The organism is Sphingomonas sp. BLCC-B65 (assembly GCF_028550675.1).
Classification (GTDB): Bacteria; Actinomycetota; Actinomycetes; order Actinomycetales; family Microbacteriaceae; genus Microbacterium.
Map to the genome: position 1 here is coordinate 210,307 of NZ_JAQQGL010000002.1, position 15,324 is coordinate 225,630.

The 15,324-nt window shown below is 71.9% G+C and carries 13 protein-coding genes; 9 read left to right on the top strand and 4 right to left on the bottom strand.

The features are described from left to right. Positions 1-8: 8 nt before the first annotated feature. A complete protein-coding gene (locus tag PP359_RS14360; RefSeq protein ID WP_112931059.1) occupies positions 9-200 on the bottom strand; it encodes a hypothetical protein in 192 nt (63 codons plus the stop codon). Positions 201-205: 5 nt separating this feature from the next. Beyond that, entirely contained in the window at positions 206-3,898 is a 3,693-nt protein-coding gene (locus PP359_RS14365; RefSeq protein WP_499250907.1) for a hypothetical protein, read from the bottom strand. A 209-nt stretch (positions 3,899-4,107) separates the two neighbouring features. Between PP359_RS14365 and PP359_RS14370 the strand changes: the two genes are divergently transcribed. The 9 genes from PP359_RS14370 to PP359_RS14410 all read left to right on the top strand — a co-directional run bounded on the left by PP359_RS14370 (position 4,108) and on the right by PP359_RS14410 (position 14,223). Beyond that, positions 4,108-4,656, top strand: a complete 549-nt coding sequence (locus PP359_RS14370) for a methylated-DNA--[protein]-cysteine S-methyltransferase (protein WP_112931057.1) — start codon at positions 4,108-4,110, stop codon at positions 4,654-4,656. Positions 4,657-4,779: 123 nt separating this feature from the next. Further along, the gene (locus tag PP359_RS14375; RefSeq protein WP_112931056.1) at positions 4,780-5,628 is read left to right on the top strand and encodes a LuxR C-terminal-related transcriptional regulator; all 849 of its coding nucleotides are present in this window, start codon (positions 4,780-4,782) and stop codon (positions 5,626-5,628) included. Between the two features lie 29 nt (positions 5,629-5,657). Beyond that, positions 5,658-6,008, top strand: a complete 351-nt coding sequence (locus PP359_RS14380; protein WP_036318047.1) for a histone-like nucleoid-structuring protein Lsr2 — start codon at positions 5,658-5,660, stop codon at positions 6,006-6,008. Positions 6,009-6,081: 73 nt separating this feature from the next. Then, positions 6,082-6,732: a response regulator gene (locus PP359_RS14385; RefSeq protein ID WP_499250908.1), complete on the top strand. Its 651-nt coding sequence runs from the start codon at positions 6,082-6,084 to the stop codon at positions 6,730-6,732. Positions 6,733-6,742: 10 nt separating this feature from the next. Further along, positions 6,743-8,485 carry a sensor histidine kinase gene (locus tag PP359_RS14390; protein ID WP_499250909.1) on the top strand — a complete coding sequence of 581 codons (1,743 nt, stop codon included), beginning with the start codon at positions 6,743-6,745 and terminating at the stop codon, positions 8,483-8,485. Between the two features lie 57 nt (positions 8,486-8,542). Further along, positions 8,543-9,217: a GAP family protein gene (locus PP359_RS14395; protein ID WP_499250910.1), complete on the top strand. Its 675-nt coding sequence runs from the start codon at positions 8,543-8,545 to the stop codon at positions 9,215-9,217. A 46-nt stretch (positions 9,218-9,263) separates the two neighbouring features. Continuing rightward, positions 9,264-10,853, top strand: a complete 1,590-nt coding sequence (locus tag PP359_RS14400; RefSeq protein WP_499250911.1) for a carboxylesterase/lipase family protein — start codon at positions 9,264-9,266, stop codon at positions 10,851-10,853. Between the two features lie 38 nt (positions 10,854-10,891). Then, the gene (locus PP359_RS14405; RefSeq protein ID WP_036318055.1) at positions 10,892-12,643 is read left to right on the top strand and encodes an amidohydrolase; all 1,752 of its coding nucleotides are present in this window, start codon (positions 10,892-10,894) and stop codon (positions 12,641-12,643) included. A gap of 38 nt (positions 12,644-12,681) precedes the next feature. Beyond that, a complete protein-coding gene (locus PP359_RS14410) occupies positions 12,682-14,223 on the top strand; it encodes an MFS transporter (protein WP_499250912.1) in 1,542 nt (513 codons plus the stop codon). Here the strand turns inward: PP359_RS14410 and PP359_RS14415 are convergent. Together PP359_RS14415 and PP359_RS14420 are read right to left on the bottom strand one after the other, a co-directional pair. Continuing rightward, positions 14,218-14,949 (bottom strand): YidC/Oxa1 family membrane protein insertase, encoded by a 732-nt coding sequence (locus PP359_RS14415; protein ID WP_499250913.1) that lies wholly within the window; start codon positions 14,947-14,949, stop codon positions 14,218-14,220. The two genes, PP359_RS14410 and PP359_RS14415, sit on opposite strands and share 6 nt — an antisense overlap. Positions 14,950-15,030: 81 nt before the next feature. Then, positions 15,031-15,312, bottom strand: a complete 282-nt coding sequence (locus tag PP359_RS14420; RefSeq protein WP_295775834.1) for a hypothetical protein — start codon at positions 15,310-15,312, stop codon at positions 15,031-15,033. Positions 15,313-15,324: the final 12 nt, after the last annotated feature.

A 15,324-nucleotide genomic window follows, 5' to 3' on the forward strand; every position in this document is an offset into this window, starting at 1 on the left:
AAACGCCCCTAGTAGTGCGGCGGCACGTCCCGCCGCAGGCGGTCATCGTTCGGCCCCGATGCCCCGTCCCCGGTGAGGGGCGGGGCATCGTCACGGATGACGGGGACCTCGGGCGCGGGGTCGGTGCCCGGCGCGGGAGTCAGTCGCGCGCGGCGCGATCCGCGCACGCGCTCGACGCGCTGGCGGCTCTCGTCTGCCACGGGGATCAGCGCAGATCGAGCGGTTCGGTCACGGTGTCGGCGCGTGGCGTCTCGGGCGAGGCGCCGAGGATGGCCGCGATCCGTCCCGCGACCCCGGACGGGTCGCTGTACAGGTCGAAGGCGTGCACGCGCACGTAGTGCCATCCGAGACGGCGCAGCACCTGGGGGCGCAGTCGCAGGCTCTCACGCAGGGTCTCCCCCATGCTGTCGGCGTCGCTCTCCACGACGACCGCCTTGCCGCGGTGCTGCGCGACCAGGGGAAGGATGCCCCGGTAGTTGACGTCCACGGCGATGCCGAGTGCCCGCAGGTGACCGGCGAGGGCCAGCGTGAGCGGATCGGCGAGGTCTTCGAGCCGGGACTCACGGGCGCGGGCGGCGATGCCGCCGAGGATCGACATGAGCGTCGCCGCACCGGACTCCAGGCGTCCCTCGTCGAAGGCCGAGGGACGGATCGACGAGACGATGACCATCGAGCGACGTGCGCGGGTCATGCCGACCGTGAGGAGGCGTTCTCCGTCGGGACCCGACAGATCGCCGAAGTCGCTCAGCACCCGGCCGTGCTTGGTCAGCCCGAATCCGAGGGAGAAGACGACCCGGTCGCGACTCTCCGCCACCGATTCCTCGAGTCCGAGCACCGCGAACGGCTCGGCCGTGTCGCGGCCGACGAACTCGGCGACGTCGGATCGGCCCGCGAACGCGGCGGCGACGGCGGCGCGCACGCGCTCGGCGTGTCGCACGGATGCCGTGACGACCATGAGGGTCTCGGTGGGACGGTTGACCGCGTGCTCGACCACGAGAGTGACGACGCGGGCGACCTCGGCATCCGGACTCTCGACGGCGCCGGTGATCGGATCGGGTGCGCCGGTGCCGCCTTCGACGTAGTCGACGCTGAGGCTCCCGCGCCCGAGGTAAGAGCCGGCCCAGGGGTAAGAGACGAGTCGACCTTCGTAGAACGCGCCGTTGACGAGCTCGGCGAGGTCCTCACCGCCCGCGCGATAGCTGCGGGTCAGCGTCTCGACCGGAACGAGTTCGGTGAGCCGCTCGAACACGCTGACACCGTCGAAGGGCACATCGGGCTCGTCCTCCGCCGTCGCATGGCCGGCGCCCACGCGGAACGGCGTGGGCCGCTGCGTCACCGGGTCGCCGAAGGCGACCACCTGTCGCGCACGTCGCAGCGCGGGCGCCGCCTCGGCAAGGCACAGCGCCGCGGCATCCGCGACGATGACCACGTCGAACAGCGGCGACTCGGGAATCGAGGGCACTTCATAGGGCGACGCGAGCCACACGGGGGCCAGCGTGCGCACGAGCTTCGGCGCGGCCGCGACCAGCTCCGTCGCAGACGCTCCGCCGCTGCGCAGCAGCTGCTTCAGGGTCGCAGCTTCGCCGGCCTCGTCGACGACGGCGATCTTCCACGTCGTCGCCAGTTCCGCGGCCAGCAGCGGCCCCGCCGAGGCCGCGTGCGCCTCGTCGACCAGTCGGTAATCGCGTTCGAGCCGGTCGACGACCGAAGTGTTCGCACCCAGCAGCGCCCGGTCCGAGCGCAGCATCGCTTCGAGAGCGGACTGCCACCAGGCGAACTCGAACTCAGCGGCGACGTGCTCTTCGGGGACGTGGCGGACGGACAGCTCGGTGAGCAGCTCTTCCAGTCCCATGTCGGCCAGCTCGCCGCGCAGGGTGGCACGTTCGACCAGGTTGTCGAAGACGTCGGAGGTCGCCGCCAACCCGGCGAGAGTGCGCAGCAGGTACGGAATCGGCAGGGACGCGAGCGGTTCGGTTCGCCCCAGTGCCCGGTCGAGCGCCCCCAGGTCGGCGGCCACACGCTGCCACGCCGTGGCGACGTCGTCCAGGCCCAGGGGGATCTCGGGCATGACGCCCGGATCGACCAGCTGCTGCCACTGCGCACGCTGCTGCTGCACCCGCAGCAGCGACTCGTGCATGTCGGTGATGTGCATCCCCGGGCGCACGTATTCGCGCGACAGGTTCTTCAGGCGGCGGCGCTGCGGCGATGTCATCGCGGGGGCGTCACGGCGCGGGGCGTGCGCCTGGATCAGCTCTGCCAGCGGACGCTCGAAGACGGTGGTGCTGAAGCGGTCGAGCGAGGCGCGAATGCCCTGCAGCAGCTGAACGTAGGCACCGAGTTCGGCGAGGGTCGAGAACGGACGCATGCGCGTCTGCGCGATGAGCTCGTAACCGCGCTCGAGCATCGCGGGCACCTCGGTGCGGTGCAGCCGACCGGCGAGCGCGTGCGTGTCGCGGGCCTCTTGAGTAGAGGCGAAGGCGACGCCGTACCACGGCGAATCGTCGGGGCCGAAGCGGAACTCACCGAGCCGGGCCGCCGTTGCCAGGGCCTGCGCCGCCTCGGCACGGCGGGTACCGAGTGACTGCAGCGTGGCGATGTCGAATCGGGTCGCCGCGGACGGCTGCGGCGTCATCGATGCGATCGTGGCCAGCGTGCGGAGCGCTTCGAGCGGGGAGACCTCGACGCGCGGATGCCGCTGGGTGAGCGAATCGCGATAGTCACGCAGCACGGTGCGCAGGCGCACCAGAGCGTCGTCGACGTCGGCCACCTTGGGCTGCTCCGCCTTCTCGTTGCGCGTGATCGCGCGGATGAGATCGCGGTGCAGGTGGCGCGGTGAGACGGCGAGTCCGGGCAGTCCGATGCCGGCGAGGCGGTGGCGGACGCCTTCGAGGGTGGAGCGGCGCGCGCTGACGACCAGGACCCGCTTGCCGGCGCGCACGAGCTCGCCGACCGCGTTGATCACGGTCTGCGTGCCGCCGGTGCCCGGCAGCGTGTGCACGGCGAGGGACTGTCCGGCGGCGATGCGCGCGAGCACCGCCTCCTGCTCGGCATCCGCATCGAGCAGAAGCCGGTCGGCGGCGGGCGGGCGCTCGTCGGAGCTGACGGGCGCAGCCACCGCCCGGACGATCGACAGGTCCTCACGGTCGGATTCATGGCCAGCGAGAGCGTTGAGGATCGGGTGGTCGAGGCTCTCCGCATCGCGGCTCATCGGCGAGGCGGCATCGGCGAACGTCGACACGACCAGTCGCGGCTGCACCGTGAAGGTGTCGACGTGCGCGGTGAGCGCCCGCAGGTGGTCGATGACCGGCTGCGGCTTGAAGACGCCGCCGTCGTAGGCGAGCTCGGCGAGCGCGCGTCCGTCGATCACGAGACCGAAGTGAGTGCGGGCAGCGACGACGAGCTCGGGATTGATCGTGAAGGTGCCGTGCAGTTTGAGGTCGAAATCGGAATGGTGACGGCGAATGGCGAGCGGGCGCAGCAGCACCGGGGCGGCGTAGGCGACACCGCCGATGCGCCAGCCGGCGATGCCGACCGCCAGATGCACCGTGTCGAGGCCGCGCGTCGTGCGCATCTCGACGTCCTTCGCGGCGATGCGCTCGGCCGCCAACCGTGCCGTGCGCAGGGCGACCTCGTCGCGGAAGAGGTTGGACAGCAGCGTCGAGCGCCCGGTGATGAACTGGGGCAGGCTGCCGGGGTGGGCTTTCGTGATGTCGATGCCTGCGTCGCCGGCGTCGGTGTAGTGCAGCAGTGTGGACCTGCCGCCGAGCCACCCCGACTCCTCGCGCAGGCGCGCACGCTCGCCGGCGGCGACGTGGGTCACGACGACACCCGGCTCGGACAGGTCGAGGTCCGCCGGGCTCACCGCGTGACCGTGGTCGGCGTCGTCCACGCCTCGCACGGCGCCATCGTCTGCTCTCCACACACTCGACACCCTAAAGTCCCGATCGCGGCGTTCCCGTTTAGCGCGGCGGGTTTTCGCGGTTTTGGGGCTGGTGTGACGGGTGAGACATCGCGTCGAGCCTCCTCCCCACCCAGGGCGGAGCCTCTCCCCTCCACAGAACGGGATCGCGCGGCGACGATGTCGACCGGCGCGAGCATCATGGAGTCATGACCTCGACCGCCGCATACTCGGTGCACCCGACACCGATCGGCGAGGCCCTCATCGTCGTCGCCGATGGGGGCCTCGTCGCCCTCGACGTGCTGGACGTGTCGCTGACCGCGGCCGACCGCCACCTCGAAGCGATCAGCGCTCGCCGCAACGGCGCCATCGTGCCGGATGCCGTGGCCACCGCCGACGTGGCCGCCCAGCTCGACGAATACTTCGCGGGCACGCGTCGACGCTTCACTCTCGATCTCGACCTGCGCGGAGTCGATGGTTTCGCGCGCCGCGCGCTCGAGGCGATGGACGAGATCCCCTACGGCGAGACGGCGTCGTACGGCGAGCTGGCCATCCTCGCCGGCTCCCCGGGAGCCCACCGCGCGGCGGGATCGGCGTGCGCCCGCACCCCCATCTCGATCGTGATCCCGGCGCATCGCGTCGTGCGCGCCGATGGGTCCATCGGCGAGTACGGCGGACACCCCGAACGCAAACGGTTTCTCCTCGATCTCGAAGCCCGCGTCGTCCGCGACGGCTTCCCTCGGTCCGCCGCCGTGTAGGCCGGTCGCGGCGCGGGCTCCCACAGCGCCGAGTGGGAGCCCGACGGAGCCGGTGACAGCGGCCGGTGATATTCTCGAGCCCACGGGTGACGCGGTCGTCGCCCTCGATGTCAGGGAGGCGAGATGGCGACGCCGACCCCGCTCACTGACAGTGATCTGCTGGCCCATGCCGTCGAGGATCTGGCCACGCGGACAGGCCTTCCCGTCGCCTTCGGCGGTTTCGAGAGAGCGAACGCGGTCGAGGTCACCTCGATCGTCGGAAACCGCACGCCCCACCTGTCGGGGCTGGTCGTGCACGCCAGCCGTGGGCTCGGCGGACGCGCCCTCGTCGAGCGGCGCCCGCGACTCGCTCTCGACTACCGGTCCTCGCGCAACATCACCCACGATTACGATCGCGCGATCCTCGGCGAGGGGATCTCGACGCTGTTCGCTGTGCCCGTGCTCGTCGCCGGGCGCGCACGCGGCGTGCTCTACTGCGGTTCCTGGTCGCCGTCACCTTTCGGGGAGGCCACCGCGCGCATGGCGCTCCAGGTCGCGAGCGATCTGGCGACGGAGTTGCGGGTCAGAGAAGAGGTGCAGCGCCGGCTCGCCGTCGCCCCGGCATCCACGCCCGGTGTCGACCCCGTGCTGCGCGAGCACCTGCGCGACACGTACGCACAGTTGCGTCGCATCGCCGCCGACGTTCCCGATGCCGCCATCCGGCGCCGTCTCGCCGAGATCGAACAGCGCCTCGCCGATCTGACCCGCGACGACGGTGCGAGCACGGAGACGCTCGACGTGAAGCTGTCGCCGCGTGAGATCGATGTGCTCGCGTGCGCGGCACTGGGCCAGACCAACGCCGAGATCGCTGTCGCACTCGGCTTGCGGGAGGGCACCGTCAAGTCGTATCTGCAGTCGGCGATGGCCAAACTCGACACGGGCACGCGCCACGCCGCGGTGACACGGGCGCGACGCGCGGGATTGCTCCCCTGATCAGCCGTCGGTATCAGTAGGCTCTGCCCATGGCCCGCAAAATCGTTCACCAGCTCGTCGATGACCTGGACGGCACCGTTCTCGAAGTCGGTGACGGTGAGACCGTCCTGTTCTCGCTGGACGGCACCGCGTATGAGATCGACCTCACGACCGACAACGCCGCCGCGCTTCGCGACGCGCTGGCGCCCTACGTCGCCGCGGCGCGCAGCGTCTCGTCGCGCGCGGCCGCGCCGCGCCGCGCCGGCGCCCGCGGACAGCGCCGCTCTCAGCAGCGCGATTACGGTCCCATCCGCGAGTGGGCCGCCAAGAACGGTTTCACGGTGTCGGAGCGCGGACGCGTCCCCGCCTCGGTCCTCGAGGCCTACGACGCCGCGCACTGACGGCCCGCGGCACCCACGCCGACGCTCGTCGGCGCCATCACGGCGCCAGCCGCGCGAGCGCTAGGGTGATCTCGTGGCCTCGGACTGGACCCGTCGCGTGCTGGTGGTCGAAGACCAGGCCGCGCTGCGCATGCTCGTGTGCGAGCTGCTCGAGCGTCACGGGTTCGAGACGGCCGCCGCGGGGGACGCGGCGACGGCGACGCGCCTGTTCACCGAGTTCGACCCCGACGCGCTCCTCACCGACATCGACCTCGGCAGTCGCCCCTCCGGCGCCGAGCTGGCCGCCATGCTGTCCGAGCTCGCCCCGCATCTGGCGATCGTCTTCCTGAGCAGTTATCCGCGCGCAGCGGCCGGCGCGACGGCGATGGGCATCGCCCACGCGGTCTTCGTCTCCAAGCAGGACCTCGACTCCGCGGACGGCCTCGTGTCGGCGCTGGAGCAGGCACTGTCGACGCGCCGGGCCCCGGCGGCGACGACGCCGCCCGCACCCGGCGCACGCGACGGGCTCGGAGCCCTGACGCGCCATCAGCTCGAGATCCTGGCGATGGTCGCCCGCGGCTGGTCGAACGAGCGCATCGCGGAAGAGACCGCGTCCGGCGTGCGCGCCGTGGAACGCTCGATCAGCCGCCTGTTCGACCGTTTGGACCTCACGGGCGACCCGACCGTCAGCCCCCGTGTCGCCGCTGCGGCGATGTACCTCGCCGCGTTCGGCCCCGCCCGGTGAGGGTTCGCGCGTGAGACGGTTCTCCGCGTCGATCGGCCGTGTCGTGGCCGACGGCCGGTTTCTGAGCCCGTGGTCGCTCGCGGCGACGTTCGCCCTGTCGATGACCATCATGGCGCCCGTGGGCGCGGGCGTGGATGTCGCGGCGCTGGTTCCGGCAACGCTCGCCACGACGGCATGCTTCGTCCTCGCACTCGGGGCCCTCGCGCTGCTCGAGCGGCGTCTGACCGCCCCGCTCGTGCGAGCCGTGGTGGTGGTCGTCGGCGTCGTCGCGTGCGCTGCACTGCGTCCGCTCGTGCAGGACGGATGGGCCGCGCTGTGGTCGCTGCCGGTTCCTGCGGCGGCGCAACTGCCGTTTCGTATCGCGACGAATGTCGTCGTCTGGCCGGTCGTCCTCGCGATGATCGCCGTGCTCGAGAACGCCGTGCACACACTCCGTCGCACCAACGCGCTGCTGCGCGAGGTGGCGGCAGAGTTGGCCGCCGCACCCGACCGCGCCGTCGTCATCGACCGGTATGCGCGCCGCGAAGTGGATGCCGCGGCATCCGCTCTCGGCCGAGCGATCGAACGATGGGATCCCGCGGCGGGGCCGGGCGGCGTGCGCGCGCTCGGTGCGGAGGACTTCCGCACGTGGAGCCACCGCCTGCAGCGGATGGCCGATGATGCGCCGACGAGCGCGGCGCCGCAGGGGACTGCCACCACCGCTGACATCCCGACCCGCCGCCACTCCCTGACGCTGCCCCCCTTCCGTCTCCCGCCACGCGGTGCGGTCGCGATCGTCTACATCGCCTGCACACTTCCCTACGCGCTGCGGACGACAGGCCCCGGCGCACTGATCGCGGGCCTCGTCGCCGTCGTCGCCGTGACCGGCCTTGTCGACCATGTCGCGCGCCGCCGAGCGTTCGCGCGCAGCGCCCGCCGCGCCGCCACGGTCTATCTCCTGGGCGCGGCGATCGGCGGAGTGGCGTTGTCGGCGCTGACGACGATCTCCGGACATCGCGGTCTCATCACGCTTCTGCCCGCCGTCGACTACGTCGCCTTCGCCCTCGCGGCCGGCCTGTGCGCCGGCGCCGTGCAGAGACTGCGACGAGAACAGCGACGACTCTCGGGCACGATCACCCGCGCCCAGCGCGCGTCCCGCGAGGGCATCGGCCCCGTCAGGGAGGGCCTGCGTCGCACGGCCGAACTGCTGCACCGCGACGGGCAGGGAGCGTGCGTGCAGTTCGCACTCACCCACCCGCAGCCGTCCGCCGCCGAGTCCGCCGCGCTGCGCGACGACTTGATCGCTCTCGTACATCGTCTGGCTTCGACCTATACCGATGCCGACCCCGGCGCCGATGCCGCGGCGTTACGGGCGCTGCTGGCGACATGGGGGCGGGTGATCGCGCTGCGTACGACGCTCGACCCGCGGGCGCTGGACGCGCTCGATGCGCATCCCCGGCTCGCCCGCGATGTGTACGACGTCATCGCCGAGGGGCTGCTGAACGCCGTCAAGCACAGCGACGAGAAGCGCGCGGACGTGGCCGTCGATATCGTCGCGACGGGCGCGGGCAGCCGACTGCGCGCACGCGTACGATCGCGAGGACGAACGACGCCGGATGCCGAGTTGCGGCCGGCATCGCACGTGCGCGACCTCGGCGCGCGGCTGCGTGCGGACGGTCGCGACACGGTGCTCGAGGCGAGCTTCGCGCTGCCGACCGGCGCTGCTGTCGTGTCAGCCGAACATCCCGAAAAGCAGGCCGCACCCCCGTCATAACGTCGTCATCGCACCCCCGGACACCCGGCCCGGGGACAGCGATGAAACGGAACCGACGTGAACGACCTGCACAACCTTTTTCCCCTCGCGGTGGGCATGCTGCTGTCCCCGCTGCCCATCGTGGCGATCGTGGCCATCGTGCTCGCCCCGCGTGGACGCTCGTGCGCTCCCGCCTACACCGCGGTCTACACGCTCGTCGCGTTCGCCGCCACGGGGCTGGGCGCGCTCGGCGCGGCGCGCGCGTCGGCATCGAGCGGCCCCGCAGCGCAGACGGTCTCACTGATCCTGGCGATCGTCCTCGCCCTCGGCTTCACGGTGTTCGCCGTCGTCAGCTGGATGTCGCGTCCGAAGGACGGCACGCCCGCGACGGCACCGAAGTGGCTCGCGGCGATCGACGGCGTCACCCCGCTCTCCGCAGCCGGCCTCGGACTCGTGATGGCGGCGACCAACACCAAGAACATCCCCCTCGAGCTCAAGGCCGGCGCGCTCATCGGCGAAGCGCACCTCGCGCCGCTCGCCGCCGTCGGGCTGTGCGTTGCCATCGCGCTGGCCGGTTCACTGCTGCTCGTGATTCCGGCCCTCGTCCAGCTGACCGGCACGGCCCGCGTGCACTCCGCCCTGCAGGCGCTGAAATCGCAGCTGATCACGCACAACGCCGCCATGATGACGGTACTGTTCGCGATCCTCGCGGCGAACGAGCTTGCACAGGTCATCCATCGCCTGGCCGCCTGAGCGCCCCACTTCGCCTTCTCCGCCTCTCGTTCCGAAAGGACCTCACATGTCGAACACCACCCAGACCCCTGACACCCTGACCCCCTGCATCGTCACCGCCCCGGCGGGCACCTTCCGCGGCGCCGTCCGCAACGACGTCCGTTCGTGGCGCGGCATCCGCTACGCCGAAGCCCCGGTCGGCGAGCGCCGCTGGCGCGACCCGGTGCCGGCAGCCGCCGCGACCGGAGAGGTCGACGCCACCGCGTTCGGGCCGGCCTGTCCCCAGGTGCGCACGCCCGCCATCGCCCTGGGCGACGACGCCGTGCTCGACGAGGACTGCCTGATGCTCAACGTCTGGGCACCCGACGCCGACGCCGCGGCGGGCGCACGACCGGTGATGGTGTGGCTGCACGGCGGCGCGTACACCTTCGGGGCGTCCAGCCAGCGCACGTACGATGCGACCTCGCTGGTCACGCGGGGCGACGTGGTCGTGGTGACCATCAACTATCGCCTGGCCGCTTTCGGCTTCCTCGATCTGTCGGGTCTTCTGCCCGACGGCGGCTTCGATCGCAACCTGGCGCTGAAGGACGTGCTGCTCGCCCTGCGTTGGGTGCAGGAGAACATCGCCGCGTTCGGCGGCGACCCCGACCGCGTGACCGTGTTCGGCGAGTCCGCCGGCGGCGGCCTGGTCACGACGCTGCTGGCGACCCCGTCGGCCGAGGGGCTCTTCCACCGCGCGATCGCACAGTCCTCCCCCGCGTCGAGCATGTACGGCATCGATCGGGCGCGCGACGTCGCGGAGCGCTTCGTGCGCGAGCTCGGCATCGACCAGACGGATGCCGCATCGACCGCCGTGGCGCTGCGCGCGGCATCCGCCGACGAGCTCGTGACGGCCGGGATGACGGTGTACGCCCAGGTGCCCGACGAGGCGCCCGGCACGCTGGCGTTCGCGCCGATCGTCGACGGCGACCTGCTGCCGGAGGCACCGGCCACGGTGCTGCACGAGGGTCGCGGACTGCCGGTTCCCCTCATGATCGGCACCAACAAGGATGAGGCGTCGCTGTTCAAGTTCATGAAGTCGCCGCTCATCCCGATCACCGAGGAGCGCATCATGGCGATGTTCTCCGACATGGCCGCCGATAACCCCACCGTCGAGCTGCCCTCGGTCGCCCAGGTGCAGACGGCGTACGAGAACGTGCGCAAGAACGCGGTGGGGCTCGGGGTCGCCCGCGACATCGGCTTCCGCATGCCCACCGTGTGGATCGCCGAGGGGCACGCCGCGGCGGCCCCGGTGTGGCTGTACCGCTTCGATCACGCGACACCTTTCCTGCGATTGATCGGTCTCGGCGCGACGCACGGCAGCGAGCTGGCCTACCTCTGGGGCGTCTTCGCGAGCGGCCCCAAGGACCCCACGTTCCGCCTCGGCGGCAAGCGCGCCGGCGAGGTGATCTCCGCCCGCATGCAGGAGCGGTGGGCCGCGTTCGCCCACGGGCGCACACCCGACGCCGACGGCGTCGCCGGCGCTCCGTACTGGCCGGCCTACGATCCCGCCGACGGCCGCGCGACGCTGGTCATCGAGCGCCACGACACCGTCGTCGATGACCTGGATGCGGCTCTGCGCGCCGCGTGGGGCGATCAGGTCCTCGACTTCCACTGAACCCGCGCGGCCGCCACACGCCTTCGAAGGAGCTCCTCATGTCCGACACCTGCAGCGCCGCGACTCACCTCAGCCGCGACCGCCTCGCGCCCGCCATCGCCGCGGCCGGCGCCACCGTCAGCCCCGCGCACTACGGCGCGCCCGCAGAATCGGGCGAGCGGAGCGCCCCGACCGCCACAGCGGACCTCCTGGTCGTCGGCCGGATCGCGACCGGCGACCCCGCGGCTCCGAGCGCGGAGGCGATGGCGGTGCGCGACGGCCGCATCGTCGCACTGGGATCGGCGGCGGAGCTGGACGGGCTGACCGGCCCGGCGACGAAGATCCTGTCCCCCGACGGCGTGGTGATCCCCGGTCTCATCGAGCCGCACGCGCACATCTGGGTGTCGCTGCTCACACTCGAGTGGGCCGACGTCTCGCACGCCACCTGTCCGCGCTTCGACGACGTCATCGCCGTCCTGAAGACGGCTGCGCACGCGACACCCGCCGGTCAGTACGTGCTGGCGAAGCTGTTCGACCCGAGCCTGTACCCCGGTGAGCCGGCCCTCACCCGCGACATCCTCGACCGGGTCGCGACCGACCGTCCCGTGGTCGTGCTGAATGCGTCGATGCACTTCGCCTACGCCAACAGCGCGGCCCTGGATGCCGCCGGCATCACCGACGCCACACCGCAGCCGAGCGGGGGCACGCTGGAGAAGCGCGACGGCAGACTCACCGGCGTGGTCGGCGAGTCGCCCGCGGTGACGATGCTGCTCGCGCACCTGCCGCGTCCGACAGCGGCGGAGGTGGGCCGCGGCATCCGTCACGTGTTGAACGAGTTCGCCGGTGCCGGCGTGACCTCGATGCGCGAAGCGATGACCGGCACGCTGGCCGGCGTGAGCGAGATCGCGATGCTGCACCAGCTCAACGGGTCCGAACGCTTGCCGGTGCGAGTGTCGACGGCGCAGTTCTCCTCCCTGGCGGGGTGCGCGACGCCCGCCGAGGTAGCCCAGGCGTGGAAGGCGGCCGGCGTCACGCCGTTCAGCGGAGATGCGATGGTGCGCGCCGACGCGTGGAAGATCGTGGCGGACGGCTCGAACCAGGGTCGTTCCGGATACTTCCTGCAGCCGTATCTCGGCGAGACCTCGGGGGGCCACGCGAACTGGACACCGGAGAGTCTGCGCGAAGTGATGCGCGCCGGTCTCGACGACGGCTGGCAGCTGATGATCCACACGAACGGCGACGCGGCGGTCGAGTTCGCCCTCCAGGCCGCCGAAGAGCTGCTGCCGGGGCGCGACGCTCTCCGGCACCGCTTCGAGCACGCCTCGGTGACCACCGACGACCAGCTTGCGCGGATGGCCGCGGTGGGAGTGTCGCCGAGCTTCCTGATGGACCACGTCTACTACTGGGGTGCGGCGTTCCGCGACACGATCCTCGGCCCCGCGCGCGCCGCGCGACTGGACCGCGTCGCGTCGGCCCTCCGCGCGGGGCTGCGCCCCAGTCTGCACTCCGACTACAACGTGACGACGGTGCAGCCGTTGCGCAGCGCCCGCACCGCGGTGCTGCGCCGTCTGGAGGCCGACGGCACGGTGCTCGCGCCGGACGAGCGCGTCAGCGCGGCCGAGGCCCTGGCGGCGATCACCGCGGATGCCGCCTGGCAGATCCACGCCGACGATCGCGGCACGCTCACGGCCGGACGCCGCGCCGACTTCGCGGTCGTCGACGCCGACCCGTGGACGAGCGATCCCGAGAGCTGGGATCGCATCGCCGTGAACGCCACCTACATCGACGGCGTCCCCGCCTTCACCGCCTGAACGATTCTCCGCACGTCTCTCTCACTCGAAAGCCCCCCATGACAACGACACCACCGACGTCCGTCGTGCGCTCCGCGCACACCCTCGCGATCCCCCTGCTCGGCGTGCTCGCCGCAGTTCAGGGCTCCGCCCCGAACATCGCCGCCACCGCACTCGTGGGCGCGAGCCGCGGCCTCGACATGGTCGGCGGCGATCAGGCGCTCGCGGCATCCATGCAAACCCTCGCGATCGCCGCCTCGGTCATCACCACAGGCCTGCTCGCCGACCGGATCGGCCGCCGCCGCATGCTCGTCGCCGCCCTCGTGACAGGTCTCGTCGGCCAGCTGATCGTGGCCGCCGCGCCGATGGCGCTCGTCTACATCCTCGGCCAGGCGGTGACGGGCGTCGGCCTGGGCGCGGTGTACGCCGCCGCGTTCGCCTACATCCAGGTGCTGGCCGCGCCGGGCCGGCTCCCTGCGGCCGTCGCGACGTTCGCCGCCTGCTCGGGCGCGGCCGGAGTGGTGTTCACCTTCTCGGGGGGCCTGCTCGCCGGAGTCGACTGGCGCCTCGCGTTCGTGCTCGTTCCCGTGCTGTCGGCACTGTGCATCCCCGCCGTCCTCTTGCTTCTGCCGTCGGTCGCCCCCACCGTCACCGAGAAGCGCGACGTGGGCGGACAGGTTGCGCTCATCACCGGCATGGTCGTGTTCCTGTTCGGCGTCTCGCAGCTCGCCTCGTCGCTGACCAGCCCGCTGACGTGGGGAGCCATGGCGCTCGGCGTCGTGCTTCTCGGCGTGTTCGTCTGGTCGCAGACGCGGGTCGCGAACCCGTTCTTCCCGGTCGCGCTCTTTCGCCGACCCCTTTTCCTCGCGGCGCTCTGCGCAGGCTTCGTCTTCAACGCCGGCGGCGCCGTCGCCTTCTTGCAGCTGTCGAACCTGTGGCAGTACGTGCTGGCTCTGACCCCCAGCAGCGTCGCGGTGTGGCAGCTGCCGGTGTCGCTCGCCTCGATCGTCGGGGCGATCGTGCTGGGGCGCCTGATGACCCGCGGCATGAGCCCGCAGACCTCCCTGCTGGTCGGCGGCATCCTCTCCGCCGCGGGCTTCGGGGCGGCCTTCCTCGCCCGAGACGCCTCCACGCCGCTGGCGTTCGTACCCGCCGGCATCCTCATCGCCTTCGGTATCACCGCCGCGGCGCTTCCGTACGGCACGCTCGTGCTCAGTGAGGCTCCGGCCGACTTCTACGGACCGGTGACCAGTTCGCGCACGACCTTCGGGCAGCTCTTCTCCTCGCTCGGTACCGCGCTGTCGACCGCCGTGATCACCCAGCTCACGATCTCGGGGATCACCGCCCGCCTGTCGGCGGCGGGACTGACGGATGCCGCGGTGCACACCGCTCTTGTCGGCGTGGGCACCTACGCGAAGGACGGCACGCGCCCCGACGCGCAGGTGTTCGATGCCGCGGTGGCCGCCTACCGCGACGGGTTTGGCGCACTGATGGTCGGCATGGCTGTCGTCGCGCTGGCGGCGAGCATCGTCGGCTCGGTCCTGATCGCTCGCGCGTCGCGGGCCGTGCCGACCTCCGGTAGCGGTGGCGAACCGTCATGACGCCTGCGGCGGGTACAGCCGTCGCAGCACGAGTCGCTGGCCGAGGGTCCAGGTGACGGTCGTCAGCAGGTAGACCGCTGCCGCGAGGGGAACGAACAGGGCCGCGACGGCAGTGAGGAACGGCGCCGACGCGGTCAGCGTGCGCTGCCATGCCGGCAGCGTCGCCGCGGCTGTCGGTCGCAGCAGACGCCGCGTGAGTTCACCGACGAACGCGATGAGCAGCACGATGACACCGAACACCGCAGCGGCCGCCGGACCGACGCCGCTCGACACCGCGGCGACGGCGCTCTGACCCAGCGACACACCGAAGAGGTGTTCGGCCAGCAGCGGGTTCGCGTGCCCGGCGATCGATCCGTGCAGGAAGACGGCGTACACGAGCCCGACGATCGGCGCCTGAATCAGAAGCGGAAGACACCCGGCCGCCGGCGAGACGCCTTCGGCGCGGTAGAGCGCGAGGGTCTCGCGCTGCAGCCGCTCGGGGTGCGCGCGCCACCGCTGCTGCAGGGCGCGCAGCCGCGGCGCCAGGCGCGAGCGCGCCTGATCGGCTTTCGCCTGGGCGACACCGGCCGGGACGAGCGCCGTCCGCACGAGGAGGGTGACGAGCACGACGGCCGCGGCGGCGGCCGCCGGGCCGGCGACGGGGGCGAGAAGGGCGGTGAGGGCCATGAGCCCGCGTGCCGAGAGGTCGAGCAGAGCCGCCAGGGGCGGCAGGGTGAAGAGGTCCACGAGTTGTCCATTCCGACGAGGCGATCAGGGTGAGCTGTTCGGCCGCGAAGGGATGCCGTGAGTGGCGTCCGGACGGGGTGACTACGCGGCCGGGAGAGCCGCGCTCGGACCTCTGCGGAGGATGTGACCGGGAGCGTCGGGATCGCTCTGGGCCACGGGGGCACGCCGCATGTCGCTGCGCGCCGGCCGGATGCGATCGTAGGAAGCGCGCTCGCGCGTGGTCGCCGACACCGCGGCCATGACCATGACCACAGCGGCAGCAGCCGCGATGCCCGCGGCGACGACCGCCAGCGAGGTGAGCGGTGAGGCTCCCGCAGGCACGACGCCGATCGCGCGCAGCACGAGGACGAACGCGTCGATCATCGGCGGTCCTCC

Coding starts and splice junctions, on each gene's coding strand:
- PP359_RS14420 (WP_295775834.1), bottom strand. CDS start 15,312: ATGATCGACGCGTTCGTCCTCGTGCTGCGCGCGATCGGCGTCGTGCCT.
- PP359_RS14375 (WP_112931056.1), top strand. CDS start 4,780: ATGGCGACGCCGACCCCGCTCACTGACAGTGATCTGCTGGCCCATGCC.
- PP359_RS14370 (WP_112931057.1), top strand. CDS start 4,108: ATGACCTCGACCGCCGCATACTCGGTGCACCCGACACCGATCGGCGAG.
- PP359_RS14400 (WP_499250911.1), top strand. CDS start 9,264: ATGTCGAACACCACCCAGACCCCTGACACCCTGACCCCCTGCATCGTC.
- PP359_RS14380 (WP_036318047.1), top strand. CDS start 5,658: ATGGCCCGCAAAATCGTTCACCAGCTCGTCGATGACCTGGACGGCACC.
- PP359_RS14410 (WP_499250912.1), top strand. CDS start 12,682: ATGACAACGACACCACCGACGTCCGTCGTGCGCTCCGCGCACACCCTC.
- PP359_RS14405 (WP_036318055.1), top strand. CDS start 10,892: ATGTCCGACACCTGCAGCGCCGCGACTCACCTCAGCCGCGACCGCCTC.